This window comes from Arthrobacter sp. 05N429 (genome assembly GCF_056397045.1).
Window position 1 is genome coordinate 702,443 of sequence record NZ_JBFTMQ010000001.1, and the last position, 16,204, is coordinate 718,646.

A 16,204-nucleotide genomic window follows, 5' to 3' on the forward strand; every position below is an offset into this window, starting at 1 on the left:
GTTCACGCGCCCATCACTCTCCGGCGGCACGCCACACCGGAGCCTTCCACGAATCAGGGTCGGCCGCGGCTGACCATCCTCCGCCGGGCAGACTACACGGGCGCCCCCGCGGTGTTGCGGCTCCGGAAGCGGGCCGCTAAATGGAGTGGCTCCTTCTCGTTGCCGGCCTGCTGCTCATCCTCGGAACCGGCTTCTTCGTAGCCGTTGAATTCTCACTCGTCGCCCTTGACCAGGCGACGGTCCAGCGCGCAGTGGATGACGGCGACACTGCCGCCGCACCCCTGCTCAAATGCCTCAAATCCCTGTCCACGCAGCTCTCCAGCTGCCAGCTGGGCATCACCATCACCACCCTGCTGACCGGGTACGTTATGGAGCCGTCGGTCGGCGCACTGCTTGAAGGGCCGCTGCGCGCCTTCGGGCTGCCGGAAGCCGCGATTTCCTCGGTGTCCCTGATCCTGGCGATGGCCTTCGCGACGCTCCTCTCCATGGTGATCGGCGAGCTGGTGCCGAAGAACATGGCGATCGCGCTGTCCTTCCAGGTCGGCAAGGCCCTGGCCCGCCCGCAGCTGATCTTCACCGCCATCTTCAAACCCGCCATCGTGCTGCTTAATGGCTTCTCCAACAAGGTGCTCAATATCTTCGGTCTCGAGGCCAAGGAAGAGATTTCCGGTGCCCGGACTCCGGCGGAGCTGGCCTCCCTCGTGCGCCGCTCGGCGGCGATGGGGACCCTCGACGCCGGGACCGCCAACTTCGTTGCCCGGACGCTCAAGTTTTCGGGACGGACGGCAGCGGACGTTATGACGCCCCGCATCCGGGTCGAGACCATCGACGGCGACCAGCCGGTGTCCGACATTGTGGACGCCGCACGCCGCACCGGCTATTCACGGTTCCCGGTCATCGGGGAATCCTCCGACGACATCCGCGGCGTGGTGCATATCAAGAAGGCCATCGCCGTGCCCTCCGACCGGCGCGCCAAGCTGGAAGCCGGCGCGATCATGACCGATGTGCTCCGCGTTCCGGAAACCATCCACCTGGATGCCCTGCTCGCGGAACTGCGCGAAGGCAACCTGCAGCTGGCCGTGGTCCTGGACGAGTACGGCGGCACCGCCGGCATCGCCACCCTCGAGGACCTGGTGGAGGAAATCGTCGGAGAAGTCGCCGATGAGCACGACAAGGTCCGGCCGGGGCTCCTCCAGAGCGCCTCGGGGGACTGGTACTTCCCGGGCCTGCTCCGCCCGGATGAACTCTCCGAACAGATTCCGGGCCTGACCGTGCCCGACGAGTCTGCCTACGAAACAGTGGGAGGCTACGTCATGAGCCAGCTGGGCCGGATTGCCGCGGTCGGTGACACCGTCGACGTCGGCGGCGGGACCCTGAGCGTGACGCGCATGGACGGGCGGCGGATCGACCGGATCTGCTTCAAGCCCGTGCGGATCCAGAGCGGGAACCACCCGGCCGGGCAGGTAGGTGCCGCATGAGCGACTGGGCAGGAATCCTCTGGCTTGTTGTGCTGCTGCTCGGCAACGCCTTCTTCGTTGGTGCCGAGTTCGCGGTCATGTCCGCGCGCCGGAGCCAGATCGAACCCCTGGCCGAGGCGGGATCCAAACGCGCGCAAACCACCCTGCGGGCGATGGAAAACGTCTCGCTGATGCTGGCCTGCGCGCAGCTGGGCATCACCGTCTGTTCGCTGCTGATCCTGCAGGTCGCGGAACCGGCAATCCACCACCTGATGGTGGTGCCGCTGGAAGCGGTCGGCGTTCCGGTGGAGATCGCGGACATCGCCGCGTTCGCCGTCGCCCTGCTGCTGGTCACATTCCTGCACGTCACGATTGGCGAGATGGTGCCGAAGAACATTTCGGTGTCCGTGGCGGACAAGGCGGCCCTGCTCCTGGCGCCGCCGCTGATGTTCGTCGCCCGCGTGGTGAAGCCGGTCATCGTGGCGCTCAACTGGTCCGCGAACCACATCCTGAAACTGATGCGGATCGAGCCCAAGGATGAGGTCACGTCCTCCTTCACGCTTGAGGAAGTCCAGTCGATCGTGCAGGAATCGACCCGCCACGGGCTCGTGGATGACGACGCCGGGCTGATCACGGGTGCGCTGGAGTTCTCGGAACATACCGCGTCGCGCGTGATGGTCCCGCTGGACAAGCTGGTGATGCTGAAGTCGGCCACCACGCCGGTGGAGTTTGAAAAGGCCGTGAGCCGGACCGGGTTCTCGCGCTTTCCGATGCTGGACGATGACGGGATGCTCTCCGGCTACCTCCACATCAAGGATGTGCTGTCCATCCCGGACGCGGCCTATCACCAGCCGATCGCCGAAAGCCACATCCGGTCCCTGGCGAACCTGTCCATGGACGACGAGATCGAGAAGGCCATGTCAGTGATGCAGCGGACCGGATCGCACCTGGCCCGTGTGATCGGCGCGGACGGAAAAACCCAGGGCGTGCTGTTCCTCGAGGACGTCATCGAGGAGCTCGTCGGCGAGATCAGGGATGCCACGCAGGCCACCGGCTACCGGAGGCTCGGCCAGGACCAGTAGCTGAGACAGGCTCGGAGGTAGCCCTAAATAGGAATCATTCCTATTTAGGGCTACACTCAAATCTGTTGCTATTGCTCCTGATTCTCAATAACAGATCCGAGGTTTCCCGTGCGTCGTCCTGCTGCCCGTGCCATCGTTGCGGCCTTTGCCGGCCTGAGCGTGCTCCTGACGGCCTGCGGCCAGACCCCGGGGAACCCGCAGGGAAACGCCGACGACGGAATTGTCGACGTCGTTGCCTCCACCAGTGTTTACGGCGACATCGTCAGCACCATCGGCGGTGACAAAGTGCGCGTCGAGTCCATCATCACGCGCACCAGCCAGGACCCGCACTCCTACGAGGCGACCACCCAGGACAAGCTGGCGGTGTCCAAAGCCGAGCTGCTCGTGGAAAACGGCGGCGGCTATGACGGCTTCATCCACAAGCTCGCCGACGACACGGGGCTGGACCACGGCCGCGTCCTGAACGCGGTGGAGCTCTCCGGGCTGGTCCCGGAAGAGGAAGCCGGCGCCTCGCACGACGCCGACGGGCACGGCCATGACCATGCGGGCTTCAACGAGCACGTCTGGTACAGCCTGCCGGCCATGGCCCGGCTGGCGGATGCCGTCGCTGCCAAGCTCGGTGAACTGGAGCCGTCCTCCGCGGAGACGTTCCGCAGCAACGCCGCGGCATTCAAGGGCTCGCTCGGCGCGCTGGAATCCAAGCTCGCCGCGGTCAAGGCCTCCGCCGGCCCGGGGGTGGCCGCCGTCACCGAACCGGTGCCGCTGTACCTGCTGGAGGCTGCCGGGCTGGAAAACAAGACTCCCGCCGACTACTTGTCCGCCATTGAATCCGACGCCGATGTCCCGCCCGCCGTGCTGAAGACCGCCGTCGACCTGGTGGGCTCCGGCGGCATCAAGCTGCTGGCCTACAACCTCCAGACCGAGGGGCCGCAGACCCTCGCCCTGAAGGACGCCGCCGTGTCGGCCGGGATCCCGGTGCTCGACTTCAGCGAGACCCTCCCGGACGGCAAGGGGTACCTTCCGTGGATGACGGACAACGTGGACGGCATCGTCCGCACGCTGTCCTGAGGACCCCACCCGGGCAACAACCCCGGCGGCAGTAACAGCCCCGGCCCGAATGACCCCGGCCCGGGGCCGGGCGGGCCTAAGATTATCGGAACGGCGTGAGTAGACCGCGCGTGCATACAGTGCAACCATCCAAGCTTGCGCAGAAATCGAGGAAAGCGAAGTTGACCCCTGTAGTGAGTCTCCGCGGTGCCTCCCTCGCGTTCGGTGAACGGACTCTCTGGGAGAACCTGGATCTGGACATCAACCCGGGTGAATTCTTCGCCGTCCTCGGCCCCAACGGCAGCGGTAAAACGACATTCCTCAAAGTGCTGCTCGGGCTGCAGGAACTCACTTCCGGGACCGCGGTGCTGGACGGCCACCCCGTGGAGCGCGGGAGCCGGCGGATCGGCTACGTCCCGCAGCAGAAGTCCTTCGACCCCGACACGCCGCTGCGGGCCCGCGACCTTGTGGGCCTTGGCGTCGATGGCCACCGGTGGGGGATCCGCCTCGGTGCCGCCCAGGCCAACCGGAAGATCGACCGGTTGCTCGAGCTCGTGGGCGCGCAGGACTACGCGAAAGTGCCGGTGGGCCAGCTCTCCGGCGGCGAGCAGCAACGGCTGCGGGTGGCGCAGGCCCTGGCCGCCGATCCGAAGGTCCTGCTGTGCGACGAGCCCCTGCTGTCCCTCGACCTTCAGCATCAGCAGGCTGTCAGCGCCCTGATCAATGAGCAGTGCCACGAGCAGGACAGCGCGGTGGTGTTTGTGACGCACGAGATCAACCCGATCGTGGACTACGTCGACCGCGTGCTGTACCTGGCCGGCGGACGGTTCCGGGTGGGGACGCCGGAAGAGGTCATGACCACCGAGGTTCTGTCCGATCTCTATGGCAGCCATGTCGAAGTGATCAGCGCGAACGGCCGGATGGTGGTGGTCGGTGTCCCCGACGCCACGACCCACCATCACGAAGACGCGCACGCCGTGGCGGGGGAGGTGGGCTAGATGGACCTGCACAGCCTGCTCAACTCAGTCTTCAACTTCGAAAACTACGGCGAACTGCTCATTCTCGTCCAGAACTCGATCTGGGCCGGGGCGGTCCTGGGCCTGCTGGGCGGCCTCGTGGGAACCTTCGTGATGAAGCGGGACCTGGCCTTCGCCGTGCACGGAATCTCCGAGCTCTCCTTTGCCGGCGCGGCGTTCGCCCTCTTGATCGGCGTCGACGTCGTGCTGGGTTCCCTGGCGGGATCCGTGGCCGCCGCCCTGCTGCTGGGCCTGATGGGGGTCCGCGCCAGGGACAAGAATTCGACCATCGGCGTGCTCATGCCGTTCGGCCTCGGCCTGGGCATCCTCTTCCTTTCGCTCTATGAAGGCCGTGCGGCCAACAAGTTTGGCCTGCTCACCGGGCAGATCGTCTCGGTCGGAACGGTCCAGCTGCAGGTGCTGGCGGGGGCCGCCGTCGTCGTGATGCTGGCCCTGGTCGCCATCTGGCGGCCGCTGACGTTTGCCAGTGTCGACCCCGACGTCGCCGCTGCCCGCGGTGTGCCAGTGCGGGCGCTGGCCCTCGGTTTCATGCTGCTGCTTGGCGTCAGCGTGGCGCTCTCCATCCAGATCGTCGGCGCCCTCCTGGTGCTGGCGCTGCTTATCACTCCCGCGGCTGCCGCCATGCGGGTGACCTCGTCGCCGCGGCTGGTGGTGGTCCTGAGTGTCGTGTTCGCCGTGACGGCGACGGTGGGCGGCATCCTGCTGGCCCTCGGCGGCCGGATCCCCATCAGCCCCTACGTGACTACGCTGTCGTTTCTCATCTATGTCGTCTGCCGTATTATCGGCGGCGCCCGGGCCAAGCGCGGAATCAACGGCCGGGTTGTCCGCAGGGCGGCGGCGCCGGCCGCCTGAGCCGGGGCGACCTCAAGTTGCAAGTGTGCATCACTGCAAGTATGCATTTGTGCATTCATTGCAGTCGTGCAATTATTTAACCCATGACTGATGCTGTTTCGATGCCCCTGCGTGAGCGCAAGAAGGCTGAAACCTGGCTGGCCCTCCATGAGGCGGCCGCGTCGCTTGCGCTGCAGAACGGCGTCGATCAGACCACGGTCGAGGCCGTCGCCGCCAGTGCCGGCGTCTCCCCGCGGACGTTCTTCAACTATTTCCAGGCCAAGGAAGACGCCATCCTGGGCCTGCGCGAGCCTGTCCTGGAAGCGTCGCTGCTCACCAGGATCTCCGTCACCGCGGACGATCTGGTGGGGCAGGTTGCGGGCCTCCTGATGACCGTTGCCTCGACCGCGCTCGGTGGCGCCGACCGCGCACGCCGCCGCCAGCTGATCGCCCGGGATCCGCACCTGGGCCGCCGCCACATGGACTACATGGTTAAAGCCGAGACGCTTGTCTGCCAGGGGCTCGCCGGCCTGCTGGCCGAGGATCCCGGCTGGGCGGCCGGCGCCGAAGGCTTCGGCCCCGAGGAGTCCGCGCGCATGCTGGTCATGATTGCCGGCGTCCCCATCCGCTTCAAACTCACCTCCGCCGATTTCGACCCCGTCGAGGGTCTCTCCGCGGAAACCCTCCAGCCGTCGTTGGCACTGCTCCACGAACTCCTAAGGAAACTCTCATGACCACGCACGCTGTCCCCGCCACGGGACCTGCCGGGGAAAAACAGCACATGGTGCTGCTGTTCGTCGGCCTGATGCTCTCGATGCTGCTCGCGGCGCTGAACCAGACGGTGCTCAGCACCGCGCTGCCCACCATCGTGGGTGAACTCCACGGCGTCAGCGACATGCTCTGGGTCATCACCGCCTTCATCCTCGCCTCCACCATCACCATGCCGATCTACGGCAAACTCGGCGACCTCATGGGACGCAAAGCCCTGCTGATCGCCGCCATCGTCCTGTTCATGATCGGGTCCGTCATCGGCGGCCTCGCCAATGACATGGGGGTCCTCATCACCGCCCGCGTCGTCCAGGGCCTCGGCGGCGGCGGCCTGATGATCCTGTCGCAGGCCGTCATCGCCGACGTCGTCCCGCCGCGCGAACGCGGAAAGTACATGGGAATGATGGGCGGCGTCTTTGCCATCGCTTCCGTCGCCGGGCCGCTGCTGGGCGGCTGGTTCACCGAAGGACCCGGCTGGCGCTGGGTGTTCTGGATCAACATCCCCCTGGGCCTGCTGGCGCTGGCAGGGGCCGTCTTCTTCCTCAAGCTGCCCAAGCACAGCGGCAAGCCGCGCCTGGACCTCGGCGGCATGGTGCTGCTCGCGATCGCCACGACCTGCCTTGTGCTGTTCGCGACCTGGGGTGGCGGCAAGTACGAGTGGAACGATCCGATCATTCTGGCCCTGATCGCCGGCACCATCCTCAGCGCGATTGCCTTCGTTCTGGTGGAGCGGCGCACGGCCGAGCCGATTATTCCGCTGCACCTGTTCAAGGACCTCAACTTCAACCTCTCGACCATTGCCGGGCTGCTGATCGGTGTGGCCATGTTCGGCGCAATCGGTTACCTGCCCACCTATCTGCAGATGGCCTTCAGCGTCAACGCCACCGAATCCGGGCTGCTGATGATCCCGATGATGGGCGCCCTGCTGGTTGCCTCGGTCGTCTCAGGCCAGCTGGTCAGCCGCACCGGCCGCTACAAGTGGATGCCCATTGCAGGCGGCGTTCTGGTCGCCATCGCCCTCGTGCTGCTCTCCACCCTGAAGCCCGGAGCGCCGCTCTGGGAAATCTGCGCCTACCTGGCCGTGATGGGCCTGGGGCTGGGCCTGAGCATGCAGATCATGGTGCTGATTGTGCAGAACTCCTTCCCGCTGCGCGAGGTCGGCACTGCAACGGCGTCGAACAACTTCTTCCGGCAGATCGGCGCCACCCTCGGCTCCGCAGTGGTGGGAAGCCTCTTCGCGAGCCGGCTGGCCGAGTTGCTCGCCGAGCGGCTGCCGGCCGCGGCCACCGGGGGAGGCACACCGGGAGGATCGAACTCTCTGACTCCCGCGGTGGTCAGTCACCTGCCGGCGCCGATCAAGGAGGCCATCATCTCTTCATACAACGACGCGCTGACTCCCATCTTCATCTGGATGGTGCCGCTGGCGCTGGCCGCCGCCGTGCTGATGTGCTTCGTCAAGCAGAAGCCGCTGGCCACCGCCATCGAGCACGACGTGCTGTCCGAATCCATTTCGGAGGGCAACATCCTGATCACTGCCGACGACGCCGACGACGCTCTCGACGCCGACGACGCTCTCGCTCCTGCCCGCGGGGTCAGGGCCTAGGCGGTAGTCCGGGCCGTGCACTCCGGGCACAGCCCAAAAATTTCGACGGTGTGTTCCACCGCAGTGAAGCCGTGCTCGGTGGCGGTCCGCGCGGCCCAGGCCTCGACGGCCGGCGCCTCGACTTCGACGGCCTTGCCGCAGCTGCGGCACAGCAGGTGGTGGTGATGGCCGGTGACGGCGCAGCGCCGGTACACGGCCTCGCCGTCGGCGTTCCGGAGAACGTCGACCTGGCCCTCGTCAGCGAGGGACTGCAGGATCCGGTAGGACGTGGCGAGGGACACCGACGTGCCGCGCTCCTGCAGGATCCGGTGCAGTTCCTGGGTGCTGACGAAGTCCGTCAGCTCGTCCAGGACCGCGCTGACCGCGAGCCGCTGCTTCGTGACCCGCTGCTCTTTGGCCGCGGCAGGAGCCGGCGCCGCTGCCCGGCTGCCGTTGGCGGTGGCGCCCTGGGACATCGTGGAACTCGCTTCGCTGGTGGTCTCGATACGGGGTGGTGGCAAGGTCCCAGATTACCAGCCGGGCCCGTGGACACCGCTTTGCCGGAACCCTAGGCTGGCCGGATGATGCTGACCAAATTCACGCATGCCTGTGTCCGGCTGGAGAAGGACGGCAAGGTGCTGGTGTTCGATCCGGGGAACTTCTCGGAGACGGACCTGGCCCTCGCCGGCGCCGATGCCGTGCTGATCACGCACGAACACCCGGACCATATCGACGTCGACGCCGTCACTGCCGCCCTGTTGGCCGACGGTGCGCTGCAACTCTTCGCTCCGGCCGGCGTCGCGGCGCAACTGCGGGAGAAGGCGCCCGACGCCGGGCAGCGGATCCATACGGTCGCCACCGGCGAGAACTTCGAGACGGCGGGGTTCTCCATCCGGACCTTTGGAGGGCAGCACGCGGTGATCCATCCCCAGATTCCGGTGGTGGCCAATATCGGCTATTTGGTGGACTCGAACGTCTACCACCCGGGCGACTCCTTCATCGTGCCCGACGGCGTGGATGTGCGGACACTGCTGGTGCCGATCCACGCACCCTGGAACAAAGTGGGGGAGGTGGTCGACTTCGTGATCGGTGTCCGGGCCCCGAGGGCCTTTCCGATCCACGACGCCCTGCTCAATGACAGCGGGCGCGGACTGGTGGAAGGGCATGTGACGCGGTTCGGCGCCAAGTACGGCACCGAATACCGGCACCTCTCCAGCGGGGATACCGTCGAGGTTTAGGGCTACACAGGCCTAGGCGGGCCAGGTCCCGCTGGCGAAGAAGTCGCGGATGGTCGCTTCATGCGGCTCGGGATCCAGGCCCTGGAACCGCAGCCACTCCGGGTTGTAGTAGTTGCCGGCGTAGCGGTCTCCGCCGTCGCACATTAGTGACACGACACTGCCGCGGCGGCCCTCGGCGATCATCTCGGCGATGAGCTGCCAGACGCCCCACAGGTTCGTGCCGGTGGAGGGCCCGGCGTGCAGGCCGGCGTGGTGGTTCAGATGACGCATGGCCGCCACCGAAGCCGCGTCCGGGACCTGGATCATGTGGTCGATGACGGCCGGGACGAAGCTGGGCTCCAGCCGCGCCCGGCCGATCCCCTCGATCCGTGAGGGCTGGCCTGCCGGCGCCGCGTGCGTTGCGCCGGCCCGGCGGCTCTCCAGCCAGCCGGGGTAGAACGCGGAGTTTTCCGGATCCACGACTGCCAGTTCCGTGCTGTGGCGCTGGTACCGGAGATAGCGGCCGATGGTGGCGCTGGTGCCGCCGGTGCCTGCACCCACGACGATCCAGCGGGGGATCGGGTGCTCCTCGAGGGCAAGCTGGCCGAAGATGGACTCGGCGATGTTGTTGTTGCCGCGCCAGTCGGTGGCCCGTTCGGCATAGGTGAACTGGTCCATGTAGTGGCCGTTGGTGCGCCGGGCGAGGTCCCCGGCTGCCTCATAGACCTCCGAAGCGTGGTCCACGAGCAGGCAGGAGCCGCCAAACTGCTCGATCAGGGCGATCTTCTCCCGGCTGGTGGTCCGGGCCATCACGGCGATGAACGGCAGCCCCAGCAGCTGGGCAAAGTAGGCTTCCGACACGGCCGTGCTGCCGCTGGAGGCTTCCACGATGGTGGTGCCTTCCGAGATCCAGCCGTTGACCAGCCCAAAGAGGAACAGTGAGCGGGCCAGGCGGTGCTTCAGGCTGCCGGTGCGGTGAGTTGACTCGTCCTTGAGGTACAGCTGGACGCCCCAGTGCTCGGGAAGCGGGACGGAATACAAGTGCGTGTCCGCGGACCGGTTGTTCTCGGCGTTGATTCTGCGGATGGCTTCGTCGGCCCATGCTCTGTCCTGCTGCTGCACTCTCATCACCGCACCAGCCTACCCGCGGGGGCAGGTCCCGGATGGATAGAGTTGGCGGATGCAGACCCTTATGGACGTGGCCACCTTGAAGGACCGGCTGGACGGCGCCAGCACAGCCGGGCAGCGAACTGTGTTGCTCGATGTGCGCTGGGCACTCGGCGACCCGCACGGCCGGGAACACTATCTGGCGGAACACCTCCCCGGTGCACTTTTCGTGGACCTCGCCACCGAACTTGCCGGACCCGCGGACCCCAGCCGCGGCCGCCACCCGCTCCCATCCCTGGAGCAATTCCAGGCGTCTGCGCGCTCCTGGGGCATCCGCAGCGGCGACGTCGTGGTGCCCTATGACGACAGCGGGAACCTGGCCGCCGCGAGGCTCTGGTGGATGCTGCGGAACGCCGGTCTTGCCGACGTTTACCTGCTCGACGGCGGCCTGGCCGCCTGGCGGGGCGCGGGCTACGCCGTCGAAAGCGGCGAACGGCAGGCGGAGGCCGGCGACGTTGAGTTGACGGACGCCGCCCTGCCCGTGATCGACGCCGGGCAGACGGCCTCGTGGGGCAGGAAGGGACTGCTGCTGGATGCCCGGGCGGGGGAGCGGTACCGCGGCGAGTTCGAGCCCGTGGACCCGCGGGCGGGCCACATCCCGGGAGCCGTAAGCGCCCCCACCACCGCGAACCTGGCTCCTGACGGCAGGTTCCTGTCCCCGGCAACGTTGAGGGAGCGCTTCACCGATCTCGGCGTGCGCTCCGACGTCCCCACCGCCGTGTACTGCGGCTCCGGTGTCACGGCGGCCCACGAAATTGCGGCCCTCGAAATCGCGGGATTCCCCGCGGCACTCTATCCCGGGTCATTCTCCGAGTGGTCCAACAATTCCTCGAATGATGTTGTGACCGGGGATGCCCCGTATTCTGGCGGGACCGGGGGGAATTAGGGCGACCGCCGTTATCCGGACGGGACCGCTTCACTTTCGTGGCGCCGCCCCGTATCCGGACGCGGCTGCTGTACTTTCCGGACGCGGTCCCAATCTCCCCTCCGGTAGTTCCTGTGTACCGCCCGCCGATCACCCGGTTCGGCGGGCGCTTTCGCTCGTGCTGCGACTCCCGGTGGCCCCAGCCAACGCGACGGCTGGCTCATGCCGCCGGAAGAACTGCCAGACGGGCGACGGCGCGTTTTAGGGTCTTGGCGTTCTGCCGGATTTTGCGGCGGTGGTGGCTGGTGTCGGAGGCCGTCCCGGAATTTCCCGACACCAGTGGACGGAGCACTTGCTTAGCCGGCGGCGAGGTGCCCGGCAGCGGGGGTGCGGTGGAGTGGTAGTTGAAGCCGGTGGGGGTCGTGACCTCGATGCTGTGTCGTGGTCCTGGCCGGGGTCGGACGTTCCAGCCGGGGGATTCTTTGGTGTGGTTGCAGGCTTCGCAGAGTCCGGCGCCGTTGGTGCAGGTGGTGTGGCCACCTTCGCGCCAGGGGATGATGTGGTCCAGGTGGCGGATCGGCGCGTTGCAGTACGGGGTCCGGCAAGTGTCGTCCCGGACCTGGATATAACGACGGAGCCCGGGCGGGAAGAGCCGGGCGCGGGATTCCATCGCGACAAGGTCCCCGGTGTCCGGGGCGGTGTAGAGCCGGCGAAGCCAGACGCGCAGATCCGGGTCCATGGCAGTGTCCGATCCTTCAGCTCCCGCGCGATCCACACCCGATCCCGCCGCGCCCTTTGGTTCCTGGCGTGTGCCGGCCGCTTTTCCTCCACGTTTGAGCAGTTCCCGGGCCCAGCCGGCGGGGACGATGCCGTACCCGGGGAGGCGGGCGGGTTCGCTGTCGCCCTGGAAAAGGGTGCGGTCGGTCATGACGAGCTGGATCTCGATCCCGGTGATGCCGCCGGGGGTGCCGGTGGTGCGTTCAACGAGGGTGTCGGCCATGAGCTGGCCGCCGGTCCGGGGGTCCCCGGCGGAACGCAGGGAGTCGGCGTGCCGGGTGAGCGCGGCATGGACGGCGACGCCGGCGGCGACGGGGAGCAGGGCGGTGAGGTAGCACATGGTGTCCGGGGCCGGGCGGAGGCTGACGTGCCGTTCGGTGGCGGCGTGGGCGGCGCGCTGGGTCACGGTGCGCGGGTCGCGCCGGTAGGCTGCCGCTCTGGCCGCGGCGATGATGGCCCGGTCCCCGGCGCCGTCGAACGTCCCGGTGTCGGGGGCGAGTTCTTCGTCGACGGCGGCCCGGTCTTCCGCCGAGAGGCAGGCCGTTTCCCGGACCAGCAGCGTGGCGCGCCACTCGTTGAGCTGACCGGCCTCCAAAGCAGCCAGGGTACGGGGCATTTCATTGGCAAGGGCCTTGGCCAGACCGAGCAGCCGGCCGCCTTTGGCCGGGGATTCCCGCCGGGCCAGTGCGACCTGGGCAGCAACGCCGGCGCCGAGCTGCTCGGCGGGCATGCCGGCGTCGGCCTGTTCACGGCGCTGGAGCAGATCGAAGGCGGCGGCATGCCGGGCCTGACGGGCGGCCAAGGCGCACTTTAGGTCCTCGAACTCGCGAATTTCATCGATGAGGCCGGCCGCGCTGGCCGGGGACGGGATCCCTGCCAGGATCCGCGCCAGGTCCGCGACCGTCAATGTCGCCGAAACCACGTCGGGCTCTTGCTTGCCGTCCATGGTTCCAGTTTGCCAGCGACCTCTGACAGAAAAAGGCTGTGACGGACGTACCGTGCGGGGCAATCGACAGTTTGTTGAGCCCTGTCGTTACACTTTCGATGATGCCGGACATTAACGGGGTATGAGCTTGCAAGCAGTCCGGACGGTTCCCGGGAAATTGGAACGCGAGAAGCGTTTCCTGGCCGCGCACGCGGCCGGCCATGACCGCATTTACCGCTATTTTCGACGAAGAACAGCAGACGCCGCCACCGCGGAAGATCTCTGTTCCGAGGTTTTCAGAATCGCGTGGGAAAAGCTGGCCACTGGCGGCGACCTGTCCGTCATGGTCCTCTTTGGCGTGGCCAAGAATGTCCTCAGGAACCACGAGCGTTCCGCCGTCCGGTCCGCGAATCTCATCGGCGCTCTCCGGTCCGAGCGGGGCGACGAAGCCCCCAGCCAAGATTCGCCTGTCCGGGAAGCTTTGGAGCGGCTCAGCCCGGACGAACGCGAAGTACTGCTCCTGACCTACTGGGACGGCTTCACCTCCAAAGAGATTTCCGACCTGCTCAATACGAGTGCCACGGCGGTCAGGATGCGGCTTCACCGGGCACGCAAGGCATTGAGCCACCTTATTCACGCACAGCCACAGGCAGAAGGTGCAGAACTATGAACACGAAGACAACCACTGACCAGATTCGTCGTCGGTTGGCAGCCGTTGATCCGGCGGCAGAAATCACCGACGACGAATTGGCCCGGAGCCGCGATCGATCCTTGGAAGTCATGCAGTCACTCGCAGAGGCGGCTCAGGACAACGACCGTGCGACCGTTTCAAGCAAAGCGGCCCCGCAGCTTGCGCCCACAGAACTTTCCTCCCGGCGTCCGCGCCGCACCCGAATCTGGCTGACGTCGGCCGCCGCCGCTGCTGTGGTCGCAGCACTGATAGCGGGAGATGTCATCGGCCTTGCCGGCTGGCGCGGTGGAGCCACCGCCCAGGCTGCGGAAGTCCTCAACAACGCTGCGGAGACCACGATCAAAACGACTGACCCGGTAGTGAACCCTGGCCAGTATCTGAGGATCAAAAGCACCAACGTCTGGGGTACGTACACCACGGAGCAAGACGGATCCCAGTACCGGTGGCTGGACACGGAAAAATCGGACATGTACATTCCCGCTGACCGCTCCGCTGAATGGGTGTGGCATCGATCGGGACGCGTACCCACGACCTTCTTCGACGCCAAGTCTAAGGACTACGTTCTCAAGCAGAACATACGGCCCTACCCGGAGTTGTTGCGTGCGCGCAACGGAGCCTTCTACGGAAGCTCGGGCTGGTGGGACGCCACGGATCTGTCCAAGCTGCCTCGCGACCCCTACCGGCTGCTGAACAGCATCTACAAACAAACCGTGGGGAAGGGCCAGTCCGTCGACGGTGAAGCGCTCGTGTTCATCGCGGACCTCCTGAGGACCGGCGTCGTCCCTGCCGACCTGCGGGCCGCGCTCTACAAGGCCGCGGCCATGATTCCCGGGGTGACAGTCACCGAAGGCCAGGCCAACCTGGACGGCCGCACCGGTGTGGCCATCGGTCGCCTCGAGGAGGGCCCGGCCAAAACGCGTCAGGAGCTCATCATCGACCCCGGGACCGGGCTGCTGATCGGAGAGCGATCTGTGCTTACCCAGGCCCAGGAGGGCATTCCGGCGGGAACAGCAACGACCTGGACTGCCATCGAAACGTCCGTCAGCAACACGGCACGGTAGAAGTTGTCCGAGCCGACCGTCAAGCCGCGCGCAGCCACGGTGCACAAGGCGGCCGCAATTGGCCCGGAAACAACTCGCGGGGGTAGCGTCGGACCATGACTCCCGGACGCCCCGTACCGCCGCCCCTCGCCAAACCGCTGCCTGATCTGACCACGGACACGACGGACACCACGGATACGACGACGCCGGGCCCCCGCCTTGCCGCCGCCTATGGTGCGACAGCAAGTGACAGTGGCCTGGTTCCCTTGACAGTTGCGCGCCGCGCGCCGAAGGAGGACGACGTCGAGATCGACATCGAATTCTGCGGGCTCTGCCACTCGGACGTCCACGCCACGCGGGGCGAATGGGGCAACCGGAACTACCCGCTGGTCCCGGGCCACGAGATCGTCGGCCGGGTCCGCCGGGTCGGTTCCGCCGTCGATGATTTCACCCCCGGCGAGCGTGTGGGCGTTGGCTGCCTGGTGGATTCCTGCCGGGAATGTGACAGCTGCCTCGACGGCCTGGAGCAGTACTGCGAAAACGGCATGACCGGGACCTATGGCTCGAAGGACCGCCGTAACGGCGACTCCACCACCCAGGGCGGCTACGCCACCTCGATCGTCGTGGACCGCCGCTATGTCCTGCACGTCCCGGACGGCCTCGACCCCGCCGCTGCCGCGCCGCTGCTGTGCGCCGGCATCACCACGTACTCTCCCTTGCGCCACTTCGACGTCGAGGAGGGGGACGTCGTCGGCGTCGTTGGCTTGGGCGGCCTGGGGCACATGGCCGTGAAGCTGGCCAAGGCCATGGGCGCCGAAGTGAAGGTCTTCACCACGTCGGAGTCCAAGATTGCCGCGGCCCGGGAGCTCGGCGCGGACGATGTCATCCTGTCCAGCGACGAGGCCCAGATGGACGCCGCCAACCGGAGCATCGACGTCATCATCGACACCGTCGCGGCACCGCACGACCTCAACCCGTACATCCGGACCCTGCGCGTCGACGGTGCCCTGTTCCAGCTCGGGCTCCCCTCGGAGGACATGCCGCCGGTAAACCCGGGTGCGTTGATCCGGCGCCGGATCGCCTACGCCGGGTCCCTGATCGGAGGCATTGCCGAGACCCAGGAGATGCTGGACTTCTGCGCCGAGCATGGCGTCACCTCCGACGTCGAGGTGGTGAATGCCGGGCAGCTCAACGAGGCCTACGACCGTATGGTGGCCGGCGATGTGAAGTACCGTTTTGTCCTGGACACCAGTACCCTCGGAACACCCTCGGAAAGGGCAGACGCATGAGCACTCTCTTCACCCGGATCATCAACGGCGAGATCCCCGGCCGCTTCGTCTGGCGCGAGGACGACGTCGTGGCATTCCTTACTGTGGGCCCGCTCGCCGACGGCCACACGCTGGTGGTGCCCACCGAGGAAGTGGACCGCTGGACGGATGCTTCCCCTGAGGTTCTGGCCCGCGTCATGCAGGTGGCCCAGAAGATCGGCGCCGTGCAGGTCGAGGTGTTCGATGCGGCACGCGCCGGTCTCATTGTGGCCGGCTACGAGATCAACCACCTGCACGTGCACGTGTGGCCGTCCAACACGATGGCGGACTTTGACTTCGGCTCGGCGGACCAGAACCCTGACCCGGCGCAGCTGGACGCCAACGCGGAGAAGCTGCGCGAAGGGCTCCGGAAAGCCGGGCACGCTGCCCACGTTCCGGAGGCCTAGAAGC

Annotated in this window: 16 protein-coding genes; 13 read left to right on the forward strand and 3 right to left on the reverse strand. The window is 66.9% G+C overall.

Annotation, left to right across the window (positions count from 1 at the left end; all coding sequences use genetic code 11):
- Positions 1-140 precede the first annotated feature (140 nt).
- From AC1DF4_RS03310 to AC1DF4_RS03340, 7 genes are all read left to right on the forward strand, one after another.
- The gene (locus tag AC1DF4_RS03310) at positions 141-1,478 is read left to right on the forward strand and encodes a hemolysin family protein (protein WP_476911512.1); all 1,338 of its coding nucleotides are present in this window, start codon (positions 141-143) and stop codon (positions 1,476-1,478) included.
- Positions 1,475-2,539: a hemolysin family protein gene (locus tag AC1DF4_RS03315; protein ID WP_476911513.1), complete on the forward strand. Its 1,065-nt coding sequence runs from the start codon at positions 1,475-1,477 to the stop codon at positions 2,537-2,539. The genes AC1DF4_RS03310 and AC1DF4_RS03315 overlap by 4 nt, the downstream gene beginning before the upstream one ends.
- A 108-nt stretch (positions 2,540-2,647) precedes the next feature.
- Positions 2,648-3,607: a metal ABC transporter solute-binding protein, Zn/Mn family gene (locus AC1DF4_RS03320; protein WP_476911514.1), complete on the forward strand. Its 960-nt coding sequence runs from the start codon at positions 2,648-2,650 to the stop codon at positions 3,605-3,607.
- A 161-nt stretch (positions 3,608-3,768) separates the two neighbouring features.
- Positions 3,769-4,584 carry a metal ABC transporter ATP-binding protein gene (locus AC1DF4_RS03325; RefSeq protein ID WP_476911515.1) on the forward strand — a complete coding sequence of 272 codons (816 nt, stop codon included), beginning with the start codon at positions 3,769-3,771 and terminating at the stop codon, positions 4,582-4,584.
- On the forward strand, positions 4,585-5,475 hold the full coding sequence (locus tag AC1DF4_RS03330) for a metal ABC transporter permease (RefSeq protein ID WP_476911516.1): 891 nt from the start codon (positions 4,585-4,587) through the stop codon (positions 5,473-5,475).
- A gap of 83 nt (positions 5,476-5,558) precedes the next feature.
- Complete coding sequence (locus tag AC1DF4_RS03335) at positions 5,559-6,188, forward strand: TetR/AcrR family transcriptional regulator (RefSeq protein ID WP_476911517.1); 630 nt, start codon at positions 5,559-5,561, stop codon at positions 6,186-6,188.
- On the forward strand, positions 6,185-7,825 hold the full coding sequence (locus tag AC1DF4_RS03340; protein WP_476911518.1) for an MDR family MFS transporter: 1,641 nt from the start codon (positions 6,185-6,187) through the stop codon (positions 7,823-7,825). The genes AC1DF4_RS03335 and AC1DF4_RS03340 overlap by 4 nt, the downstream gene beginning before the upstream one ends.
- On the opposite strand, the gene AC1DF4_RS03345 is transcribed toward AC1DF4_RS03340, so the two are convergent.
- Positions 7,822-8,280: a Fur family transcriptional regulator gene (locus AC1DF4_RS03345; RefSeq protein ID WP_441404709.1), complete on the reverse strand. Its 459-nt coding sequence runs from the start codon at positions 8,278-8,280 to the stop codon at positions 7,822-7,824. The two genes, AC1DF4_RS03340 and AC1DF4_RS03345, sit on opposite strands and share 4 nt — an antisense overlap.
- Positions 8,281-8,385: 105 nt before the next feature.
- On the opposite strand from AC1DF4_RS03345, the gene AC1DF4_RS03350 reads away from it, so the two are divergent.
- Positions 8,386-9,042 carry an MBL fold metallo-hydrolase gene (locus AC1DF4_RS03350; RefSeq protein ID WP_476911519.1) on the forward strand — a complete coding sequence of 219 codons (657 nt, stop codon included), beginning with the start codon at positions 8,386-8,388 and terminating at the stop codon, positions 9,040-9,042.
- Positions 9,043-9,054: 12 nt separating this feature from the next.
- Here AC1DF4_RS03350 and AC1DF4_RS03355 read toward each other — a convergent pair whose 3' ends face one another.
- Positions 9,055-10,149 (reverse strand): PLP-dependent cysteine synthase family protein, encoded by a 1,095-nt coding sequence (locus AC1DF4_RS03355; protein WP_476911631.1) that lies wholly within the window; start codon positions 10,147-10,149, stop codon positions 9,055-9,057.
- 52 nt (positions 10,150-10,201) lie between these two features.
- On the opposite strand from AC1DF4_RS03355, the gene AC1DF4_RS03360 reads away from it, so the two are divergent.
- Positions 10,202-11,074: a sulfurtransferase gene (locus AC1DF4_RS03360; protein WP_476911520.1), complete on the forward strand. Its 873-nt coding sequence runs from the start codon at positions 10,202-10,204 to the stop codon at positions 11,072-11,074.
- Between the two features lie 199 nt (positions 11,075-11,273).
- Here AC1DF4_RS03360 and AC1DF4_RS03365 read toward each other — a convergent pair whose 3' ends face one another.
- Complete coding sequence (locus AC1DF4_RS03365; RefSeq protein WP_476911521.1) at positions 11,274-12,776, reverse strand: HNH endonuclease; 1,503 nt, start codon at positions 12,774-12,776, stop codon at positions 11,274-11,276.
- Between the two features lie 121 nt (positions 12,777-12,897).
- Between AC1DF4_RS03365 and AC1DF4_RS03370 the strand changes: the two genes are divergently transcribed.
- The 4 genes from AC1DF4_RS03370 to AC1DF4_RS03385 all read left to right on the forward strand — a co-directional run bounded on the left by AC1DF4_RS03370 (position 12,898) and on the right by AC1DF4_RS03385 (position 16,200).
- Complete coding sequence (locus AC1DF4_RS03370) at positions 12,898-13,425, forward strand: RNA polymerase sigma factor (RefSeq protein ID WP_476911522.1); 528 nt, start codon at positions 12,898-12,900, stop codon at positions 13,423-13,425.
- Complete coding sequence (locus AC1DF4_RS03375) at positions 13,422-14,507, forward strand: CU044_5270 family protein (protein WP_476911523.1); 1,086 nt, start codon at positions 13,422-13,424, stop codon at positions 14,505-14,507. The genes AC1DF4_RS03370 and AC1DF4_RS03375 overlap by 4 nt, the downstream gene beginning before the upstream one ends.
- Positions 14,508-14,602: 95 nt before the next feature.
- Entirely contained in the window at positions 14,603-15,775 is a 1,173-nt protein-coding gene (locus tag AC1DF4_RS03380) for an NAD(P)-dependent alcohol dehydrogenase (RefSeq protein ID WP_476911524.1), read from the forward strand.
- Complete coding sequence (locus AC1DF4_RS03385) at positions 15,772-16,200, forward strand: HIT family protein (protein WP_476911525.1); 429 nt, start codon at positions 15,772-15,774, stop codon at positions 16,198-16,200. Before AC1DF4_RS03380 ends, AC1DF4_RS03385 begins: the two co-directional genes overlap by 4 nt.
- The last annotated feature ends 4 nt before the right edge of the window (positions 16,201-16,204 follow it).